13 protein-coding genes are annotated in these 16,381 nt (G+C 64.6%); 9 read left to right on the forward strand and 4 right to left on the reverse strand.

The features are described from left to right. Positions 1-17 precede the first annotated feature (17 nt). The 4 genes from HMPREF9153_RS05650 (at position 18) to HMPREF9153_RS05665 (ending at position 5,521) form a co-directional block, all read left to right on the forward strand. Positions 18-1,385: an O-antigen ligase family protein gene (locus HMPREF9153_RS05650; RefSeq protein ID WP_004810260.1), complete on the forward strand. Its 1,368-nt coding sequence runs from the start codon at positions 18-20 to the stop codon at positions 1,383-1,385. A gap of 235 nt (positions 1,386-1,620) precedes the next feature. Next, positions 1,621-3,222: a peptide MFS transporter gene (locus HMPREF9153_RS05655; RefSeq protein WP_036979642.1), complete on the forward strand. Its 1,602-nt coding sequence runs from the start codon at positions 1,621-1,623 to the stop codon at positions 3,220-3,222. Positions 3,223-3,512: 290 nt separating this feature from the next. Beyond that, the gene (locus HMPREF9153_RS05660; RefSeq protein WP_174266634.1) at positions 3,513-4,697 is read left to right on the forward strand and encodes an NAD(P)/FAD-dependent oxidoreductase; all 1,185 of its coding nucleotides are present in this window, start codon (positions 3,513-3,515) and stop codon (positions 4,695-4,697) included. 23 nt (positions 4,698-4,720) lie between these two features. Then, a complete protein-coding gene (locus HMPREF9153_RS05665; protein ID WP_004810265.1) occupies positions 4,721-5,521 on the forward strand; it encodes an SDR family NAD(P)-dependent oxidoreductase in 801 nt (266 codons plus the stop codon). 77 nt (positions 5,522-5,598) lie between these two features. Here the strand turns inward: HMPREF9153_RS05665 and HMPREF9153_RS05670 are convergent, their stop codons facing one another. The 4 genes from HMPREF9153_RS05670 to HMPREF9153_RS05685 all read right to left on the reverse strand — a co-directional run bounded on the left by HMPREF9153_RS05670 (position 5,599) and on the right by HMPREF9153_RS05685 (position 9,977). Continuing rightward, positions 5,599-5,856, reverse strand: a complete 258-nt coding sequence (locus HMPREF9153_RS05670; protein WP_004810266.1) for an HPr family phosphocarrier protein — start codon at positions 5,854-5,856, stop codon at positions 5,599-5,601. A 42-nt stretch (positions 5,857-5,898) separates the two neighbouring features. Next, positions 5,899-7,905 (reverse strand): PTS fructose transporter subunit IIABC, encoded by a 2,007-nt coding sequence (locus HMPREF9153_RS05675; protein ID WP_004810267.1) that lies wholly within the window; start codon positions 7,903-7,905, stop codon positions 5,899-5,901. 13 nt (positions 7,906-7,918) lie between these two features. After that, the gene (locus HMPREF9153_RS05680) at positions 7,919-8,869 is read right to left on the reverse strand and encodes a 1-phosphofructokinase family hexose kinase (protein WP_004810268.1); all 951 of its coding nucleotides are present in this window, start codon (positions 8,867-8,869) and stop codon (positions 7,919-7,921) included. 346 nt (positions 8,870-9,215) lie between these two features. Then, positions 9,216-9,977: a DeoR/GlpR family DNA-binding transcription regulator gene (locus HMPREF9153_RS05685; protein ID WP_004810269.1), complete on the reverse strand. Its 762-nt coding sequence runs from the start codon at positions 9,975-9,977 to the stop codon at positions 9,216-9,218. Positions 9,978-10,139: 162 nt separating this feature from the next. Here HMPREF9153_RS05685 and HMPREF9153_RS05690 point away from each other — a divergent pair, with 162 nt between their 5' ends. The 5 genes from HMPREF9153_RS05690 (at position 10,140) to HMPREF9153_RS05710 (ending at position 16,065) form a co-directional block, all read left to right on the forward strand. Beyond that, positions 10,140-11,438 (forward strand): nucleotide sugar dehydrogenase, encoded by a 1,299-nt coding sequence (locus tag HMPREF9153_RS05690; protein WP_004810270.1) that lies wholly within the window; start codon positions 10,140-10,142, stop codon positions 11,436-11,438. A gap of 2 nt (positions 11,439-11,440) precedes the next feature. Next, a complete protein-coding gene (locus HMPREF9153_RS05695) occupies positions 11,441-12,574 on the forward strand; it encodes a glycosyltransferase (protein ID WP_004810271.1) in 1,134 nt (377 codons plus the stop codon). Further along, on the forward strand, positions 12,571-13,815 hold the full coding sequence (locus HMPREF9153_RS05700; protein ID WP_004810272.1) for an O-antigen ligase family protein: 1,245 nt from the start codon (positions 12,571-12,573) through the stop codon (positions 13,813-13,815). Before HMPREF9153_RS05695 ends, HMPREF9153_RS05700 begins: the two co-directional genes overlap by 4 nt. A gap of 61 nt (positions 13,816-13,876) precedes the next feature. Further along, entirely contained in the window at positions 13,877-14,944 is a 1,068-nt protein-coding gene (gene wecB / locus HMPREF9153_RS05705) for a non-hydrolyzing UDP-N-acetylglucosamine 2-epimerase (RefSeq protein WP_004810273.1), read from the forward strand. Beyond that, positions 14,944-16,065 carry a glycosyltransferase gene (locus tag HMPREF9153_RS05710; RefSeq protein WP_004810274.1) on the forward strand — a complete coding sequence of 374 codons (1,122 nt, stop codon included), beginning with the start codon at positions 14,944-14,946 and terminating at the stop codon, positions 16,063-16,065. Before wecB ends, HMPREF9153_RS05710 begins: the two co-directional genes overlap by 1 nt. Positions 16,066-16,381 lie beyond the last annotated feature (316 nt).

The raw sequence follows: 16,381 nt of genomic DNA on the forward strand, positions 1-16,381 counted from the left end.
ACGGCCTCGAGGGTAGGATGGCTGGCATCTTTGGTCACCACGAATTCCCTCACGGCCTGCGGGCCGTGGCATCGCGCTCGGTAGACCCCGCTCAGTGGTTCAGCGGGGCGGCCGAGGTCGTCGTCGCATGTCTTTTCCTCACGTGTACCTATGTCACGGTGGACCAGCCACTCTTCGACAATGGCGCGTGCCCACTGGTGCTCCCGCTCTTCGCGGTGGCTGCCGTGGCGCTGGAAGTGTTGTGCATCGTCAGGGATGCACGGGGGATACCGACTCCGCGGGAGTGGACCCGTCCCCTCACCATCGTGGTGTGCAGCTTCCTGGCACTGCTGGCCTGGGCTGCGGCCTCGATCCCCTTCCATGACCATGTCGTCTATGACTTTTCCATGGGGGTCATCAGGGGCCTGCCGCTCTATGCCCTCGTCGTGCCCCTGGCCGAGGCGACGATGACGATTCTCGTCGCTGTCTTCGCCTGCCGACTCATCGTGGTGGAGAACCTCGAGGGAGCGCTGTGGAGACTGTCCGTTCTGATGGCGATCGCGAACCCAATTGGGCTCGTCAACGAATACTCAGCAGGTCATACGACGGGATGGCGGGTTGCCACCAAGCTCGGTGGGGCCGCGATCTGTCACGTGGTGCTGATCCTCGCCGTGGCTGTCGCTGTCGACGCCGTCATCCGGAACCGTCACCGGATCATCTCGAGCGTGGCCGTCGTCAGTCACCTGGCCTGCTTGGCGGTGTCCGGGTCCCGTGCCGGGATCATCTGCCTGGCCCTGTTCATCCTCGGTCTGGTTCTCCTCGGACGCTCTCACCGCAGGAGGAGCCGTGAGCAATGGACCATCCTCGCGGCCCTGGGGATAGTGGTGGCCGGAGTTGCCATTTGGTTCGTCTCGACGGTGCGGACGGGGTCTCTGGTGGATCCGGCGAGGGCGAGGACCTGGGCCTTGGCGGGACACGTCGTCCTCGAGTCACCGGGTCGTTTCCTAATGGGAACCGGCTATGGGACCATCTGGCCGTGGTTCGTCCTTGAGTCCACTTTCATGCCCGGGTCCTCCCATGGGATGCGCCAGACCCTGTACGGCTACAGTCTTCCGCACGCTCACAGTCTGGTCGCCCAGGTGCTGGGGGAGCTCGGGGCGATTGGCCTCATCCTGCTGCTGGTCTCCCTGGGCACTGTCATCGCGGTGTGCATCAAGGGGATTCGCGGACACTTCCCGGTGTTGTGCCTCGGGGTGCTCGCGACGATCCCGGCCTTCCTGATGGACACCTACCTCATCAAGAACTTCCCGATCGCGCTGTTCTGGTGGTTCTTCACGCTGGTCGTCTGCCGGCTCGTGACGACCACGGGGAAGGATGACCGCGAGGAAGTGTCCGTCGACCACTGATTCGCGCGGGAAATTGTGTGCTCAGCCGTGATTCTTTCCGGGGCGAGTCAGCGGATGGTACGGCTGCGTACTAGCCTGAACCCGTCGTCAATCCATATTAGTGACGATGACGTCGCCAGGTCATGGATGTCGATGCCGCGCCCGGGCAGGTAGTTTTCCAGGTTGCCGGGAGGTTTTGAACCCGCCATCCGGACGGATTCGTGATGCCCGGACCATGGGGAAAGGAAAGGATCAGATGTCCCTCGAGCCGCTCGCCGCCGATGCCGAAGGCGTTACCGCAGTTGGAAGAGCGAGGGGGTTCAGACCCAAGCACTTGGTGACCGGCCCCTCACGCGACGACAAGTCATTCCTCGGACATCCGGGCGGACTGCCGTGGATGCTCCAGGTCGAGATGTGGGAGCGATTCTCCTGGTTCGGGATGCGGGCCATCCTCGTCTACTTCATCACCGACACCTTGGCAAATGGCGGCCTCGGGCTGCCGGTCAATGCCGGTCAGGTGGTCATGGCCTCCTATGGCGCTGCGGTGCTGCTCATGACGATTCCCGGCGGTATCTTCGCCGACCGGATTCTCGGGCCGTGGGTCTCCACCCTGTGGGGCGGTCTCATCATCATGACCGGTCACGTCATCCTGGCGATACCTCAGGCGGTGACGTCGTGGATCGGCCTTGTCTGCATCGCCATCGGTACCGGTTTCATCAAGCCGAATCTGTCGACGGTCGTCGGTGGCCTCTATGACGATGGCGATCCGCGTCGTGACCAAGGCTTCTTGTACTTCTACATGTCGATCAACATCGGCTCCCTCATCGCTCCGCTCATCACCGGTCTGCTCAAGGACCACTACGGGTACCACATCGGATTCATCGCGGCAGCCATCGGTATGGCCCTGGCCCTCGTGGCTTTCATCCATGGTCGTTCCAAGCTGCGCGACTTCGCCTTTGACATTCCCAATCCGCTCGCCCCAGGTGAGGGGCGCCGGATGGTGCTCAGGACCCTGGGAATCATCGCGATTGGTGCTGTGCTCGTCATCGGGTTCAAGGCGTTGCTGGGCGAGTGGACTTCGGCCATCGCTTACTCGCTGTTCACCTTCGCCACCGTGACAGCCCTGGGGTACTTCTTGACGATGTTCCGCTCCTCGAAGGTCACCGAGCGGGAGCGTGGTCACCTGTGGGCCTTCGTCCCGCTGTGGGTGGGGCAGGTGCTCTTCGTCATGATCTTCGAGCAGGCAGCCGGGAAGATGGCCACCTTCGCCAAGGCCAACACCGACGGTCACATCGCCGGTTCCGCCCTTCTCAAGCCGGAGCAGTACCAGATGATCAACCCGGCCGCCGTACTCATCCTTGCCGGTCTGTTGGGCATGTGGTTCCGAAGGAGGGAGGGGAAGTTCCCCAACACCCCGCAGAAGTTCGCGATCTCGGTGTTCATCATCGGGCTGACCGCCCTCATGATGGGATTCGGCTTCCAGAGCTGGCCAGGCGGGGACAAGCTCGCGCCGTGGTGGTTCCTGGCCGTCGTCTTCGTCATTCAGACCGTCGCCGAGTTGTTCATGAACCCGATTGGCCTCTCGACGGCCACCAAGCTGGCCCCGAAGAAGTTCGCATCCCAGAACATGACTCTGTGGTTGCTGGCTGCGGCCTGCGGTCAGGGCCTGGCATCGGTGACGATCGAGCGCACGAAGAATCTTGGTGACGTGGTGTTCTACTACGGTCTGGGCATCGTGACGATCGTCGTCGCGGCCGTGCTCTTCGCCATCGCCCCGTGGACCCAGTCGAAGATGGAGGACGTCGATCAGGTGTGCCACGAGGATGCCGGGGTCACCCCGGAATCTGAAGGCCACTGAATCTGAAAGCTACTGATTCGTCGGTGGGGCCCGTCCGGTGGGGCGGGTCCCACGTCGTGTTGGTGGTCCGTGTCGACCCGGTTCTGTGTCAGAGGCACCTTGGCAGAGGTACTTTCACCGTGTGTGGTGATCGGGTTGCTGACAGCTCCTGGTGCTATCCCAGGTGGCAGTCGACGGGTTCAGAACCCGATCTTCCACCAGCGTCTTGGCTCGGTGCGAAAGCCAGCCGTGAACCCTCGAAGGGACGCTGAGGGCTGATAAACGTGGTTTGTGTACGCATCGTTTCGACGATGAACCCAACCTTGGGAGCACACATGACGACGTACCAGTACCTCATCATCGGCGGCGGAATGGCCGCCGACTCAGCCGCCCACGGCATCCGCGAGATTGACAAGGACGGGTCGATCGCCATCCTCAGCGCCGACGTTGATTCGCCGTACCCCCGCCCTGCCCTCAGCAAGAAGCTGTGGACCGATCCCGAGTTCACCTGGGACAAGACCGACCTCGCCACTGCCGCCGACACCGGTGCCGAGTTGCGCCTCGACACCGAGGTCCTCAGCATCGATCGCGATGCGAAGACCGTTCTGGTCGGTTCAGGTCAGGTTTTCGGCTACCAGAAGCTGCTGCTCGTCACCGGCCTGACCCCGTCGCGCATCGACGATGACGGAGACGCCGTTCTCTACTTCCGATCCGCTCGTGACTACCAGAAACTGCGTGCCCTGGCCCAGCCTGGTCATCATTTGGTGATCATCGGTGGCGGATACATCGGCGCCGAGCTCGCCGCCGCCCTCGTCCAGCAGGGCTGCGAGGTCAGCCTCGTCACACCCGACCCGATCCTGGGCGGTTCCCAGTTCCCGGCCCAGATCGCGTCGGAGTACCAGAAGCTCTTCGCCGATGCCGGAGTCCACCTCGTCACCGGGCATCGTGTCTCCTCGGTGCGCAAGCACGAGAACGCCGAGGTCGCCCTGGACGACGGCATCATCCTCGAGGCTGACGACGTCGTCGCCGGTCTGGGGGCGACTCCCGTCACCAACCTGGCCGAGGACGCCGGTCTCACCGTCGACAACGGCGTGGTCGTCGACGAGTACCTGCGCACCGACGACCCCGCCATCTGGGCAGCTGGCGACATCGCGAACTACCCGGACTCGGTGCTGGGCCGCACCCGCGTCGAGCACGTCGACAACGCCACCATGATGGGCAAGGCAGCGGGCCGCTCGATGGCCGGTTCGGACACCCCCTACACCCACACCCCGATGATGTACTCGCAGGTGTTCGGGGTTCGCTGGGAGGCCGTTGGCGCTCTCGACGCCAGCCTTCAGACCACCTCGGTGGAGGTCGGGGACGGCCAGGTCGTCTACTACCTCAAGGACGGAAAGCCGGTCGGCGTCCTGCTGTGGAACCTGCCTGGGCGAACCGACGAGGCCGTCAAGGTGCTTGCCGACCCGCCCGAGGACCTCTCGGACGCCATCAACTGACTTCTACCACAGGAGACAACATCATGGATCTCAGACTCAACGGGCGGGTAGCCCTCATCACCGGTGCCGATTCGGGCATCGGTTGGAACACCGCGAAACTCCTCCTTGCGGAGGGAGCGAAGGTTGCCGTCACCGACCTTGACGCCGACGAGCTCACCAAGGCCGCGAAGGGCCTCGACGCGGCCGAGGACCGTCTCGTCGCCTTCCCGGCTGACGTCACCGACGCCGACTCCTTGGCCGAGCTCCACCAACAGGTGAAGGAGGCCTTCGGGCCGATCGACATCCTCGTCCAGTCAGCCGGGGTCACCGGCGCCCAGGGAAAGTTCCACGAGATCGACGAGGAGGGCTGGCTCTCCACCCTCGACATCGACCTCATGGGCCCGGTGCGGGTGCTGCGGGAGTTCATCGCCGACCTGCGTACCGGCGGGTGGGGTCGTGTCGTGCTGCTGGCTTCCGAGGATGGCGTCCAGCCCTATGACGACGAGATCCCGTACTGCGCCGCCAAAGCCGGTGTGTTGGCCTTGGCCAAGGGGCTGTCGCGCACCTACGCCCGGGAGGGGCTGCTCGTCGACGCTGTCTCCCCGGCCTTCATCCACACCCCGATGACCGACGCCATGATGACCAAGCGGTCCGAGGAACGTGGCGTCAGCTTCGACGACGCCATCGAGTCCTTCCTCGACGAGGAGCGCCCCTACATGGAGCTCAAGCGCCGCGGAGAGCCCGAGGAGGTGGCTGCCGTCATCGCATTCCTGTGTTCCGACAAGGCCTCCTTCGTCAATGGGTCGAACTACCGTGTTGATTCCGGGTCGGTGGCGACGTTCTGACGACTTTCGGGTCCACGTGGAGATGGGCGAGGGCCGCTGTCGTCATGACAGCGGCCCTCGTCGTGCGTGGAGCGGGATCAGGCGTCGAGGTCGGACTCGATGAGATCAGCGATGGTGTTGACGTCATCCTCGTTGCCACCGGCGACCGTGACGGGATCGCCCGCGCCAGCACCGAGGGTCATGATGAGCAGCACGGATTTGGCGTCGATCGGCTCGCCTCCTTCTGCGGCCAGGGTGACGGTGGAGCCGAGTTTGGCAGCTTCCTGGGAGATGACTGCGGCGGGACGGGCGTGAAGCCCGACGGAGGATCCGACTTTGACGATTCTGCTGGCCATGATGGTGTCCCTTTCAGGGTTGTGTGTTTTGGCGTGGAAATTTCAGGCGGTGGCCTCGGCCTTACGCTTGGCTGAGGCCTTGAAGATGGTCACGAGCAAGGCTGCCACGATGGTGCCGACGACGATGGCCAGGATGAAGGCCCAGACCCGGTCAATGGCGAAGAAGACGAAGATACCGCCGTGGGGAGCCTTGGACGCAGCACCCAGCGCCATCGACAGGGCCCCGGTGACGGCTCCGCCGGCCATCATCGAGGGGATGACGCGCAGTGGGTCAGCAGCTGCGAAGGGGATGGCACCTTCGGAGATGAACGAGGCACCCAGCAACCAGGCAGCGGTGCCGTTCTCGCGCTCTGCCGGTTGGTAGAGGTTCGGACGCAGAGTCGTCGACAGGGCCATCGCCAGGGGCGGGACCATCCCGGCTGCCATGACGGCGGCCATCACCTTGAGGGATCCGACATTGGTGACGGCGAGGTTCGTCGTCGCGAAGAGGTAGGCAGCCTTGTTGATGGGGCCGCCCAGGTCGGAGCACATCATGAGGCCCAGGATGATTCCGAGGATGACAGCCGATGCTCCGCTCATACCACCCAGCCAATTGTTGAGGGCGTTGGTGAGGGCGGCCAGCGGTCGACCGAGGACCACGTACATGAGGCCACCGGCAATGAGGGATCCGACGAGCGGGATGATGACGACCGGCATGAGACCACGCAGCCAGCGGGGCGGGTTGAGACGGGTGAACCAGTAGGCAACCAGGCCACCCAACAGACCACCGACGATGGCGCCGATGAATCCGGCCCCGGTAACTCCGGCGACGGCACCAGCCACGAACCCCGGGGCGATGCCGGGACGATCAGCCAGACCGAAACCGATGTAGCCGGCGAGCGCGGGAAGCAGGAAGCCGAAAGCCGCCTGGCCGACGGCAAAGAGGACCGCGCCGATGTAGGTCATGGTGGCCGATCCACCCAGGGCATGAGCGGTAGGCGCCGGAAGGTTGTTGAAGGTGTTGTGGAGGGCGATGTCCATGCCGTCCTTGGCGATCTCGTACCCGCCGAAGAGGAATCCCAGGGCGATGAGCAGACCACCTGCCGCGACGAACGGGATCATGTAGGACACCCCGGTCATGAGGGCTTGCTGGATGCGCTTGCCCCAACCGATCTGGGAACCGGCCTGCTCGGGCTCCTGGTGTTCGCCGTGGCCCGCCGGAACACGGTGCGCGTGCGGATCCTTGGCTGCCGCGAGAGCCTCGGCGACCATCTTCTCGGGCTCGTTGACGGCACGCTTCACCCCTGACTCGATGACCGGCTTGCCGGCGAATCGCTCTCGGCCCTTGACACCGACGTCAGTGGCGAAGATGACGGCGTCAGCGGCCTCGATCTCGGATGCGTCGAGGGGCTCGGTGGCGGTGGAACCTTGGGGCTCGACCTTGACGTCAACCCCCATCTTCTTGCCCGCGGCCGTGAGGTAGTCGGCGGCCATGTAGGTGTGGGCGATGCCGGTCGGACAAGCTGTGATGGCGACGACGTGGGTGGTGGGTGTCTGTTCGGGAGCTGTTTCGTCTGTCGCGGCGGCGGTGGCGGGTGCCGGTACAGGCGCGCCCTCCTCTGGTCCGACGACCCCGCCAATGAGGTCGACGACCGTCTGAGCGTCGGGGGCCTGGCGCAGCTGCTCGACGAATTCGGGCTTGACGAGGGCGCGAGCCAACTTTGTGAGGAGCTTCATGTGGTCGGCGCCACCGTTCTCGGAGGCGGCGATCATGAAGACGAGGTCAGCAGGGCCGTCAGGTCCGTTGAAGTCAACTGCGGGGGACAGCCGGGCGAAGCCGAGTGAGGGCTGGGAGACTGCGGCGGAGCGGCAGTGAGGGATAGCGAATCCGCCGGGCATCCCGGTCGGGCTCTTGGACTCACGATCCAGGGCGTCACGGGTCAGGCCGTCGGCGTCGGCGCGTCCGGCCCTGGCGATGATTCCGGCGACCGAGGTGATGACCTCGGCCTTGGTCGAGCCCAGGTCAGCGTCGAGGGATACCAGTTCTGGGATGATGAGAGGGGCGTTCATCGGTTCTCCGATCTCACAGATGGGTGAGGCTGACGTGGATGGCGTCGGCCTGGGCAGGGGTCGGCATGGTCGACCCCGGGAGGGCTGCGGCGGCCGTGCCCCAGGCGACGGCGGTGCGCAGACAGTTTTCGGGTTGGTCGCCGCGGGTACGGGCCAGCAGAAATCCGGCTAGGGAGGAGTCCCCGGCGCCAACGGTCGACCTCACCTCGACTGGTTCCGGCCAGGCGTGCCAGGCATCGGTCTCGGTGACGAGTAGGGCCCCCGCGCCGCCGAGGGTGACCAACACCTCGGTGATGCCGCGAAGACGTCGGGCGGCAGCGACGACGTCGTCGAAATGGCCCTGCTCGGCGGCGGACTCCAGGGAGTTGCCGTCGATCCCACAGAGCTGACCAAGCTCGACGGAGTTGGGCTTGACGAGTTCGGGAGCTGACTCGGGGAGTTTCCCGGACAGCTCTTGCAGGGGCTTGTCAGAGGTGTCGACAGCGACCTTGACGCCGGTTTCGTGCAGCCGACGGGTCATGGTGGTGTACCAGTCCGAAGGGACGCCGGGAGGGAGAGACCCGGACAGGACGACCCATTCAGCGTCGGTCGACGTCTCGAGGATGATCTCCTCGACGGCGGTCAGTTCGGCGGTGGTGAGTGCGGCTCCGGGGTGGTTGATCTTGGTTGTGGTGCCGTCGGGTTCGGTGATGGTGAGGTTGGTCCTCGCCGGCGTCGAGATCGGGACGGCGATGTGTGGGATCTTGTCATTGGCGAGGCCGGTGACAAGCCGGTCCTTGGTTCCGGCCGGTACGACGGCACAGGTGTCGACCCCAGCTCCGCAGAGGACTCGGGAAATGTTGACTCCCTTGCCAGCGGAGACCTCAGTGGAATTGCCGAGTCGGTTCACCTGGCCGCGTTGCAGCGGCCCAGGCAGGGATGCAGTGCGGTCGATGCTCGGGTTGAGGGTGACTGTGACGATCACGGGGGGACTCCTTCGTCGCTTTTCCCAACGGTCCCTCAGGTATGAGCGACCCTTCAATGTTGGGATGTGTGACACTCTAAAACATAAAAGCTGGAAAAGCAATAATAAAACACTAAAACGGACATTTGGTGATGCGGGGCGCCGCGATGCCTCGGGGTGACTGTTTGACGGGCTGATCCGGCGACAGGCGTCGGTGTGGTGATCGGTCTTATGAATGGGGTTGCTGCCACCTGTGGTTGCACGTGCTGACGTCAGCAACCCAAACACCACACACGGTGGAAGTGCGTGCCGGGGGAAGCGTGCGCAGTGACCGGGGAGACTGAAATGGTCCTGGCTGCGGCCGACCTCAGGCGATGACGATCTCGACGCCAGACTTCTGCAGCATCTCAACCTGGTGTGGGGTTACCCCGGAGTCGGTGATGATGACGTCCACGTCACCCAACTCCGCGAACCTCATCGTTGACTCTGCCCCCATCTTCCGGGAGTCGGCCAACACGACGACGTGGTGGGCGCTTGCGATCATCGCTGTCTTTGTTGCGACCTCATCGGCGTCGGGGGTGGAGAGACCATGGTCCAGGGAGATGCCGTTGGTGCCCATGAAGGCGACGTCAACACGCAGCCGTGAAATGGCATCGACATTCCCGACGGTGGCCTGAGTGGTCGGGCGCAGGCGCCCGCCCAGTAGATGGACGTCGCATGCACTGTGGGTTGCCATGGCGCTGGCGATCGGTGATGAGTTGGTGAAAACGGTGAAGCGCCTTGTGGGAGGTATGATCGCCGCGAGTCGACCGGTCGTCGATCCAGCGTCGAGGATGATCGATCCGTTGTCAGCCGGCAGGTGGGGCAGCGCAGCCCTGGCTATCTGCTCCTTCTGGCTCACCGCGGAGGAATCACGGGTGTCGAGGGGTTGATCTCCCAGCAGGTCGAACTCGATCGGGATGGCGCCACCGTGGACGCGTCTCAGCATCTTCTGGGTGCACAGTTGATCGAGATCGCGCCGAATGGTCTCCGGGACGACCCCCAGGGAGGCTGACGCATCAGACACCGAGACCCGACCGGTCTCACGGGCGGTGTTGATGAGCCACTTGTGTCTCTCGGCGGGATACACCGGCCCTCCTCAACGAAAAGCCCCCAGCGCAAACAGGCTAAATCCCTAGTCAGGCGCATGGTGCGGGGATGACTGTGATGGCGGGAGCATAACACGAACTCATTGCGGCGCTCTGCCCGGTTAGACTGACGGGGGTATTCGCGAATCCCAAGGAGTTCAGGAATGAAAATTGCCGTCGTCGCCATGGGCAAGATCGGGCTTCCCCTGGCTGTGCAGTTCGCCGAGAAGGGTCACGACGTCATCGGCGTCGACGTGCAGCAGCGCGTCGTGGACGAGATCAACAAGGGCAACGAGCCCTTCCCCGGTGAGGCCTATCTCGACGAGAAGCTGAAGAAACTCGTCCCGGCCGGCAAGCTCACCGCCACCACCGATTACTCCAAGGCGATTCCGGGCGCCGATGCGATCGTTCTCGTCGTCCCGCTGTTCGTCAACGACGAGACCTGGGAGCCGGACTTCGGCTGGATGGAGGCCGCGACCAAGTCGTTGGCGGAGCATCTCACCCCGGGCACCCTCATCTCCTACGAGACCACCCTGCCGGTCGGCACCACCCGCAACCGCTGGAAGCCGATGATCGAGGAGATCTCCGGCCTGACCGAGGGCAAGGACTTCCACCTCGTCTTCTCCCCGGAACGCGTCCTCACCGGCCGTGTCTTCGCCGACCTGCGTCGCTACCCGAAGCTCGTTGGCGGCCTGACCGACGAGGGCACTGCCAAGGGCATCGAGTTCTACGAGCAGGTCCTGGACTTCGACGATCGTGACGACCTGCCGCGCGTCAACGGCGTCTGGGACATGGGCACCGCCGAGGCCGCCGAGATGGCCAAGCTCGCCGAGACCACCTACCGCGACGTCAACATCGGCCTGGCCAACCAGTTCGGCAAGTACGCCGCCGCCAACGGCATCGACGTCTACAAGGTCATCGACGCCTGCAACTCGCAGCCCTACTCCCACATTCACCGTCCCGGCATCGCCGTCGGTGGACACTGCATCCCGGTCTACCCGCGCCTCTACCTGTGGACCGACCCGGACGCCACCATCGTCCGTACCGCCCGCGAGGCCAACATGACGATGCCGCAGTACTGCGTCGACCAGGCCGCCTCGGTGCTGGGAGACCTGTCCGGCAAGAAGGTCGTCGTCCTCGGTGCCTCCTACCGCGGCAAGGTCAAGGAGACTGCCTTCTCCGGCGTCTTCCCCACCGTCGAGATCCTGGCCAAGGCCGGCGCCGACGTCAGCGTCCATGACCCGATGTTCACCGACGAGGAGCTCGGCAAGTTCGGCTTCAAGGCCTACCACGTCGGTGAGCCCGTCGACGGGGCCCTGCTGCAGGCCGACCACCCCGAGTACGCCGAGCTGACCCCGGCCGATCTTCCGGGCATCAAGGTCCTCGTCGACGGTCGTCACGTCGTCGACGCGGCCAAGTGGGACGGCGTTGAGGTCATCGTCGTTGGTGACGGGGAGGCCTGAGTATGTCCCTTGCCCGCGTCTGTCACGTCTCGACCGTTCACAACCCCCGCGACGGCCGCATCTTCCGCAAGGAGTGCGCCAGCCTCGCCAAGCGGGGCGCCGATGTCTGGTTCATCGGCGCCCAGGACGGTGACGAGATCGTCGACGGGGTACATGTGGTGGGAATCGGCAAGGCCACCAACCGCATCGACCGTCTGACCCGCCGTCAGGCCAAGGTGTGGAAGGCCCTCGACCGGGTGAACCCCGATCTCGTCCACATCCATGACCCCGAGCTCATTCCGCTGGTACTGGCGTGGAAGAAGTTGCGCGGGCGGGCTGCGGTCTTCGATGCTCACGAGGACCTCGTCGCACAGATCGACGGCAAGGAATACCTGTCACCGAAGATCAAGCCGGTCGCCCGCACGGTCGCCAAGGCCCTGGTCACCATGGCTGACAAGGGGTTCGACGGTGTGGTCGCGGTAACCGACGGGGTTGCCGAGGACTTCGGACACCGCAACCAGAAGTTGGTCCACAACTACCCGCTGCTGTCGAGCTTCGACACCACGGTGGAGGGGGAGAAGGTTCCAGGCCAGATCGTCTACGTCGGCATGCTGTCCAAGGGACGTCAGACCGACAAGATGTTCGACATGATGGCCCTGATGGACGGTGACGCCCGCCTCGTCATCGCCGGCAAGCAGGATCCCGAGGTCGCCTACCTGTTCGACGAGCTCGACAAGCATCCGCGCGTTGACTACTGCGGATCCATCCCGGTTGACGAGGTGCCCGGTCTGCTCGCCTCCTCGGTCATCGGCCTGGTCTTCCTCGAGCCGCTGCCGAACTACGTCAACTCGCTGCCCACCAAGCTCTTTGAGTACATGGCGGCCGGGATCCCGTTCATCTCGACCGACCTGCCGTTCCTGGTGAACATGCTCGAGAAGTGGGACTGCGGAGTCTTCGTTGACACCTCGAGGGACGCCAAGGCCGCGGCCGAGGCGGCCAAGGAGCTGCTGGCCGACCCGGAGCGCTGCAAGCGTCTCGGGGAGAACGGTCGACGCGCCATCGCCGAGGAGTTCAACTTCGAGGCTGACGTCGACGCCCTCGTCACTGTCGAGGAGCGTGCCCTCAAGCGTCAGGACTCCCAGATCGTCGAGGCATGACCCGGATCCTCACCCGTGTCCTGGTGGCCCTGCTGCCGTTGACGGTGCTCTTCGGCACCTACGCGGCGGTGGGGCCCTTGACGTCCTTCCGGGTGGGCGTGGCCGCCCTGGCCGTGATAGCTCTGATCAAGGGGACGTCGTGGCCGCGACAGTGGCCGCTGATCATCTTTGGTCTCGCATGGGTGGTCGTCGGTGTGGTGTCCGGGCTCATGGTGTCCTGGACGCCTGCCTGGGGTGACCTCGCGAACCTCGTCATTGGGTTCGTGCTGGCGTGGGCGCTGTCACGGCTGCGCAGCGAGGGTGTTCTCGGTGACCTCACCTGTGGGTGGGAAGTGGCCATCCTCATCAGCCTGCCGATCGCCGTATGGGAACACCACACGACGAGACACTTGTCGCAGTTCATCGACGGCCAGTGGCAGGGGCGGCCGTTGGTGTACCCGCTGCCGGGAACCTTTTTCCCCAACCCGAACTACTACGCCTTGTTCCTCGTGCTGGGTCTGGGTCTGATCGCGTGGCACGCCGTCGTCAAGGGCGGTTGGCAACGCTGGTGCCACGTCGTCGTGGCCCTTGCCAGCTTCTACCTGCTGTGGCTGACCGGGTCGAAGCTCTGCCTCATGGGTGCGGTACTGATGGCCATCGGCGCGGCTCTGACGTGGAAATACGGTCGGATCGTCGTCGGTGCGGGAGCCGTGGCCGCCGTCGTACTGGTCCTCGGGCCAGGTCGGGCGACGCTGCTCTCGGCGTGGAATGACGTCATCGCCGTGCTGGTGCAGCATGCCAATCTCGGCTCACGCTCCTGGCCGGTCAGGCTGTCCCTGCTCGGCTTCGGGCTGCACCTCATCGCGACGCACCCGCTGGTCGGGGTCGGACCCGGTGGGTTCGCCCACCTGTCCCGTGACTCCACGGTGTATTCCCTGCACCACAAGACCAATCCCCATAACGGACTCATCCATGTGGCCTCCGACTACGGTGTTCTCGTCGCTGCTGTACTCGTCGTGGCGTGGGTGTGGGGAATCGTCCGGGCGTTCCAGCGGTGTGCGCATCGCTCGGGACAGACCCGCCATATCGCCAGGCTGTACATCGCGATGATGTTCGCGGTCCCAGTGCTCATGATGGCCAACAGTGTTTTCGTCGGGCCGAACGTCGTCGCCCTGTGGATGGCCGTGCTCGTCCTGCTCGACACCGTGGTCGGGTCGCGAGATACCGTGATGGCGCGACGTGCTGTTCGCGAGGAGGCGTGAGTTGACGGCGCTGGACGATAGGCTGGGTCGACGTACGGTACGCGGGCAGGAAGGTTCATCAATGCGCGTCGTGAGCATCGTCGGGGCTCGTCCCCAGTTCGTGAAGTTGGCCCCGGTGGCCAAGGCCTTCGCGGCCGAGGGAATCGATCACAAGATCATCCACACCGGCCAGCACTACGACGTCAACATGTCCGACTCCTTCTTCATCGAGCTCGGCATCCCGAATCCTGATCTGCACCTGGGTGTCGGTGGCGGCTCCCACGGCCTCATGACCGGTCGCATGCTCGAGCAGCTCGACCCGGTGCTGGAGGAGATGAACCCGGATTGGGTGCTCGTCTACGGCGACACCAATTCGACCATTGCCGGCACTCTCTCCGCCGTCAAGATGCACCTTCCGGTGGCCCACCTCGAGGCCGGTCTGCGTTCCTTCAACCGCCGCATGCCCGAGGAGCACAACCGGGTCCTCACCGACCACGCTGCTGACCTCTGCCTGGCTCCGACCGAGGTGGCCATGGGTCACTTGGCCGACGAGGGGCTGGCTGCCCGATCGGTGCTCGTCGGTGACGTCATGACCGATGTCTGCCTGCAGGTGCGCGACTCCGTCCTTGCCAACCCGCGCCCGGTACCCGGCGTGGAGAAGGGCGAGAAGTACGTCATGGCGACGATCCACCGCGCCGACAACACCGACGATCCCGAGCGTCTGGCCCATATCCTTGATGCCCTCGGCGGCCTGGACCGTAAGGTCATCCTGCCGGTGCACCCGCGTCTGCGCGCCCGCGCCGAGGCCGACGGCATCACCATCGGCCGCGGCAACCTCACCACCATCGACCCGCTGGCTTATCCCGACATGGTCAATGCCGTCACCAATGCCGTCGGCGTCATCACCGACTCGGGCGGTCTGCAGAAGGAGGCCTTCCTGCTCGGCACCATCTGCACGACGGTACGTACCGAAACCGAATGGGTGGAGACCGTCGAGAATGGCTGGAACGTGCTCGATCCCGACGCCGAGCACCTCGCCGAGTACGCCACCCGCCCGCACCCCGAGGGCGATCCGGGACATCCGTACGGTGACGGCAATGCTGCTGCCAATGTCGCCAAGGTACTGCTCGAGGCCGGCAAGACGGACTGATGACCGATTCCCCTTGCCTCGGCAGGGTGGTGTCCCTGTCGACGGTGCATCACGGCCACGACAACCGGGTCTTCAACAAGGAGGCGCGGGCCCTGGTCGGGGTCGGCCATGACTATCACCTCGTCATTTCCGCCGAGCATGACGGGGTTGACCAGGGGATTCCGGTCGTCGCTCTGCACCGCGAGGAGGGACGACTCCGTCGGCTGGTCGTCAGTCAGCGGGAGGCGTGGCACCACCTGCAGGCCCTTCAACCTGAGGTGCTGCACATCCATGATCCCGAGCTCATCCCGTTGGCGCTGCTGTGGGGACGTCGTCACCACTGCAAGGTCATCCATGACGCTCACGAGGACCTCATCGGCCAGGTCGACACGAAGCCGTACTTGGGTAGGGTGACGCGGCCGCTGGCCCGGTTGGCAGCGCGTGGACTCGTCGGGCTGGCCGACCGCGGGGTCGACGCCGTCGTTGCCGCGACACCGACGGTCGGGGAAAGGTTTCACCACTCCCCGGTGACGGTGGTGCGCAACTATCCCTGGCTGGCGAATTACGACGCGACTCCGGCTCCGGTGCCGGGGCGGCTGGTGTACGTCGGAGACCTGTCGGAGGAGCGCAAGCTCTCCTTCATGATCGACGTGACGCGTCGGTCTCGTCAGCGGGTGCCAGGGGCCCATCTGGTGCTGGCCGGACGGGTGCTGCCGCGTTGTCAGGACACCGTTGACCGCGCGGTGGCCGAGGGCTTTGTCGAGCACTTGGGCCTTATTGGCCCGAACGAAGTGCCGAAGGTGTTGGCCAGCGGCCAGCTGGGGTTGGTATTCCTCAAACCGTTACCGAACTACGTCGCCTCTCTGCCGACGAAATTGTTCGAGTACATGGCCTCGCAGGTACCGTTCGCGGCATCCGATTTCCCGGCATGGCGGGAGATGTTCGACGGCTATGGTGCCGGGATCTTCGTCGACACCGAGGATGTCGCCGCGACCGCTGATGCCGTTGGCGCGTTGCTTGCCGATCCGAAGCGTTGCCATGAGATGGGCCAGGCGGGACGTCGGGCCGTCGAGTCGGGGCTGAACTTTGAGTCCCAGGCTGAGGCGCTGACGGGGCTGGTTTCTCGCCTGCTTGAGGGCTGATTACTCGGGAGCGAGCGCGTGGCTGGGGTTACCGGTGCACGTCGGACCTTCCCTACCATTGATTCCGTAACCTGACCAACCCTGGCCCCAGGTCCAACCTGCCCCGTGTCTGCTTCTCCCGCAGTTCCTCCCCGCCCGGGACCCACCTTGTCCCATTCCTGTGGTGATTGGGGTGATGAACATGCGGTGAGCCATCTCACCTGGCGAGGATCGGGTTCAGAAGACGGTTTTCCACAGAAGATTTGGCTACCCCGACCAGAGTTGTCCACAGAATTGAAATTGCCTGACAGAAATCGCGGGTCCCGCCGACAAATTG

Source organism: Cutibacterium avidum ATCC 25577 (assembly GCF_000227295.1).
Lineage (GTDB): Bacteria > Actinomycetota > Actinomycetes > Propionibacteriales > Propionibacteriaceae > Cutibacterium > Cutibacterium avidum.

Excerpts from the sequence above, each read along its gene's own strand:
- HMPREF9153_RS05650 (WP_004810260.1), top strand. The coding sequence starts at position 18 with ATGGCTGGCATCTTTGGTCACCACGAATTCCCTCACGGCCTGCGGGCC.
- HMPREF9153_RS05655 (WP_036979642.1), top strand. The coding sequence starts at position 1,621 with ATGTCCCTCGAGCCGCTCGCCGCCGATGCCGAAGGCGTTACCGCAGTT.
- HMPREF9153_RS05660 (WP_174266634.1), top strand. The coding sequence starts at position 3,513 with ATGAACCCAACCTTGGGAGCACACATGACGACGTACCAGTACCTCATC.
- HMPREF9153_RS05665 (WP_004810265.1), top strand. The coding sequence starts at position 4,721 with ATGGATCTCAGACTCAACGGGCGGGTAGCCCTCATCACCGGTGCCGAT.
- HMPREF9153_RS05670 (WP_004810266.1), bottom strand. The coding sequence starts at position 5,856 with ATGGCCAGCAGAATCGTCAAAGTCGGATCCTCCGTCGGGCTTCACGCC.
- HMPREF9153_RS05675 (WP_004810267.1), bottom strand. The coding sequence starts at position 7,905 with ATGAACGCCCCTCTCATCATCCCAGAACTGGTATCCCTCGACGCTGAC.
- HMPREF9153_RS05690 (WP_004810270.1), top strand. The coding sequence starts at position 10,140 with ATGAAAATTGCCGTCGTCGCCATGGGCAAGATCGGGCTTCCCCTGGCT.
- HMPREF9153_RS05695 (WP_004810271.1), top strand. The coding sequence starts at position 11,441 with ATGTCCCTTGCCCGCGTCTGTCACGTCTCGACCGTTCACAACCCCCGC.
- HMPREF9153_RS05700 (WP_004810272.1), top strand. The coding sequence starts at position 12,571 with ATGACCCGGATCCTCACCCGTGTCCTGGTGGCCCTGCTGCCGTTGACG.
- wecB (WP_004810273.1), top strand. The coding sequence starts at position 13,877 with ATGCGCGTCGTGAGCATCGTCGGGGCTCGTCCCCAGTTCGTGAAGTTG.
- HMPREF9153_RS05710 (WP_004810274.1), top strand. The coding sequence starts at position 14,944 with ATGACCGATTCCCCTTGCCTCGGCAGGGTGGTGTCCCTGTCGACGGTG.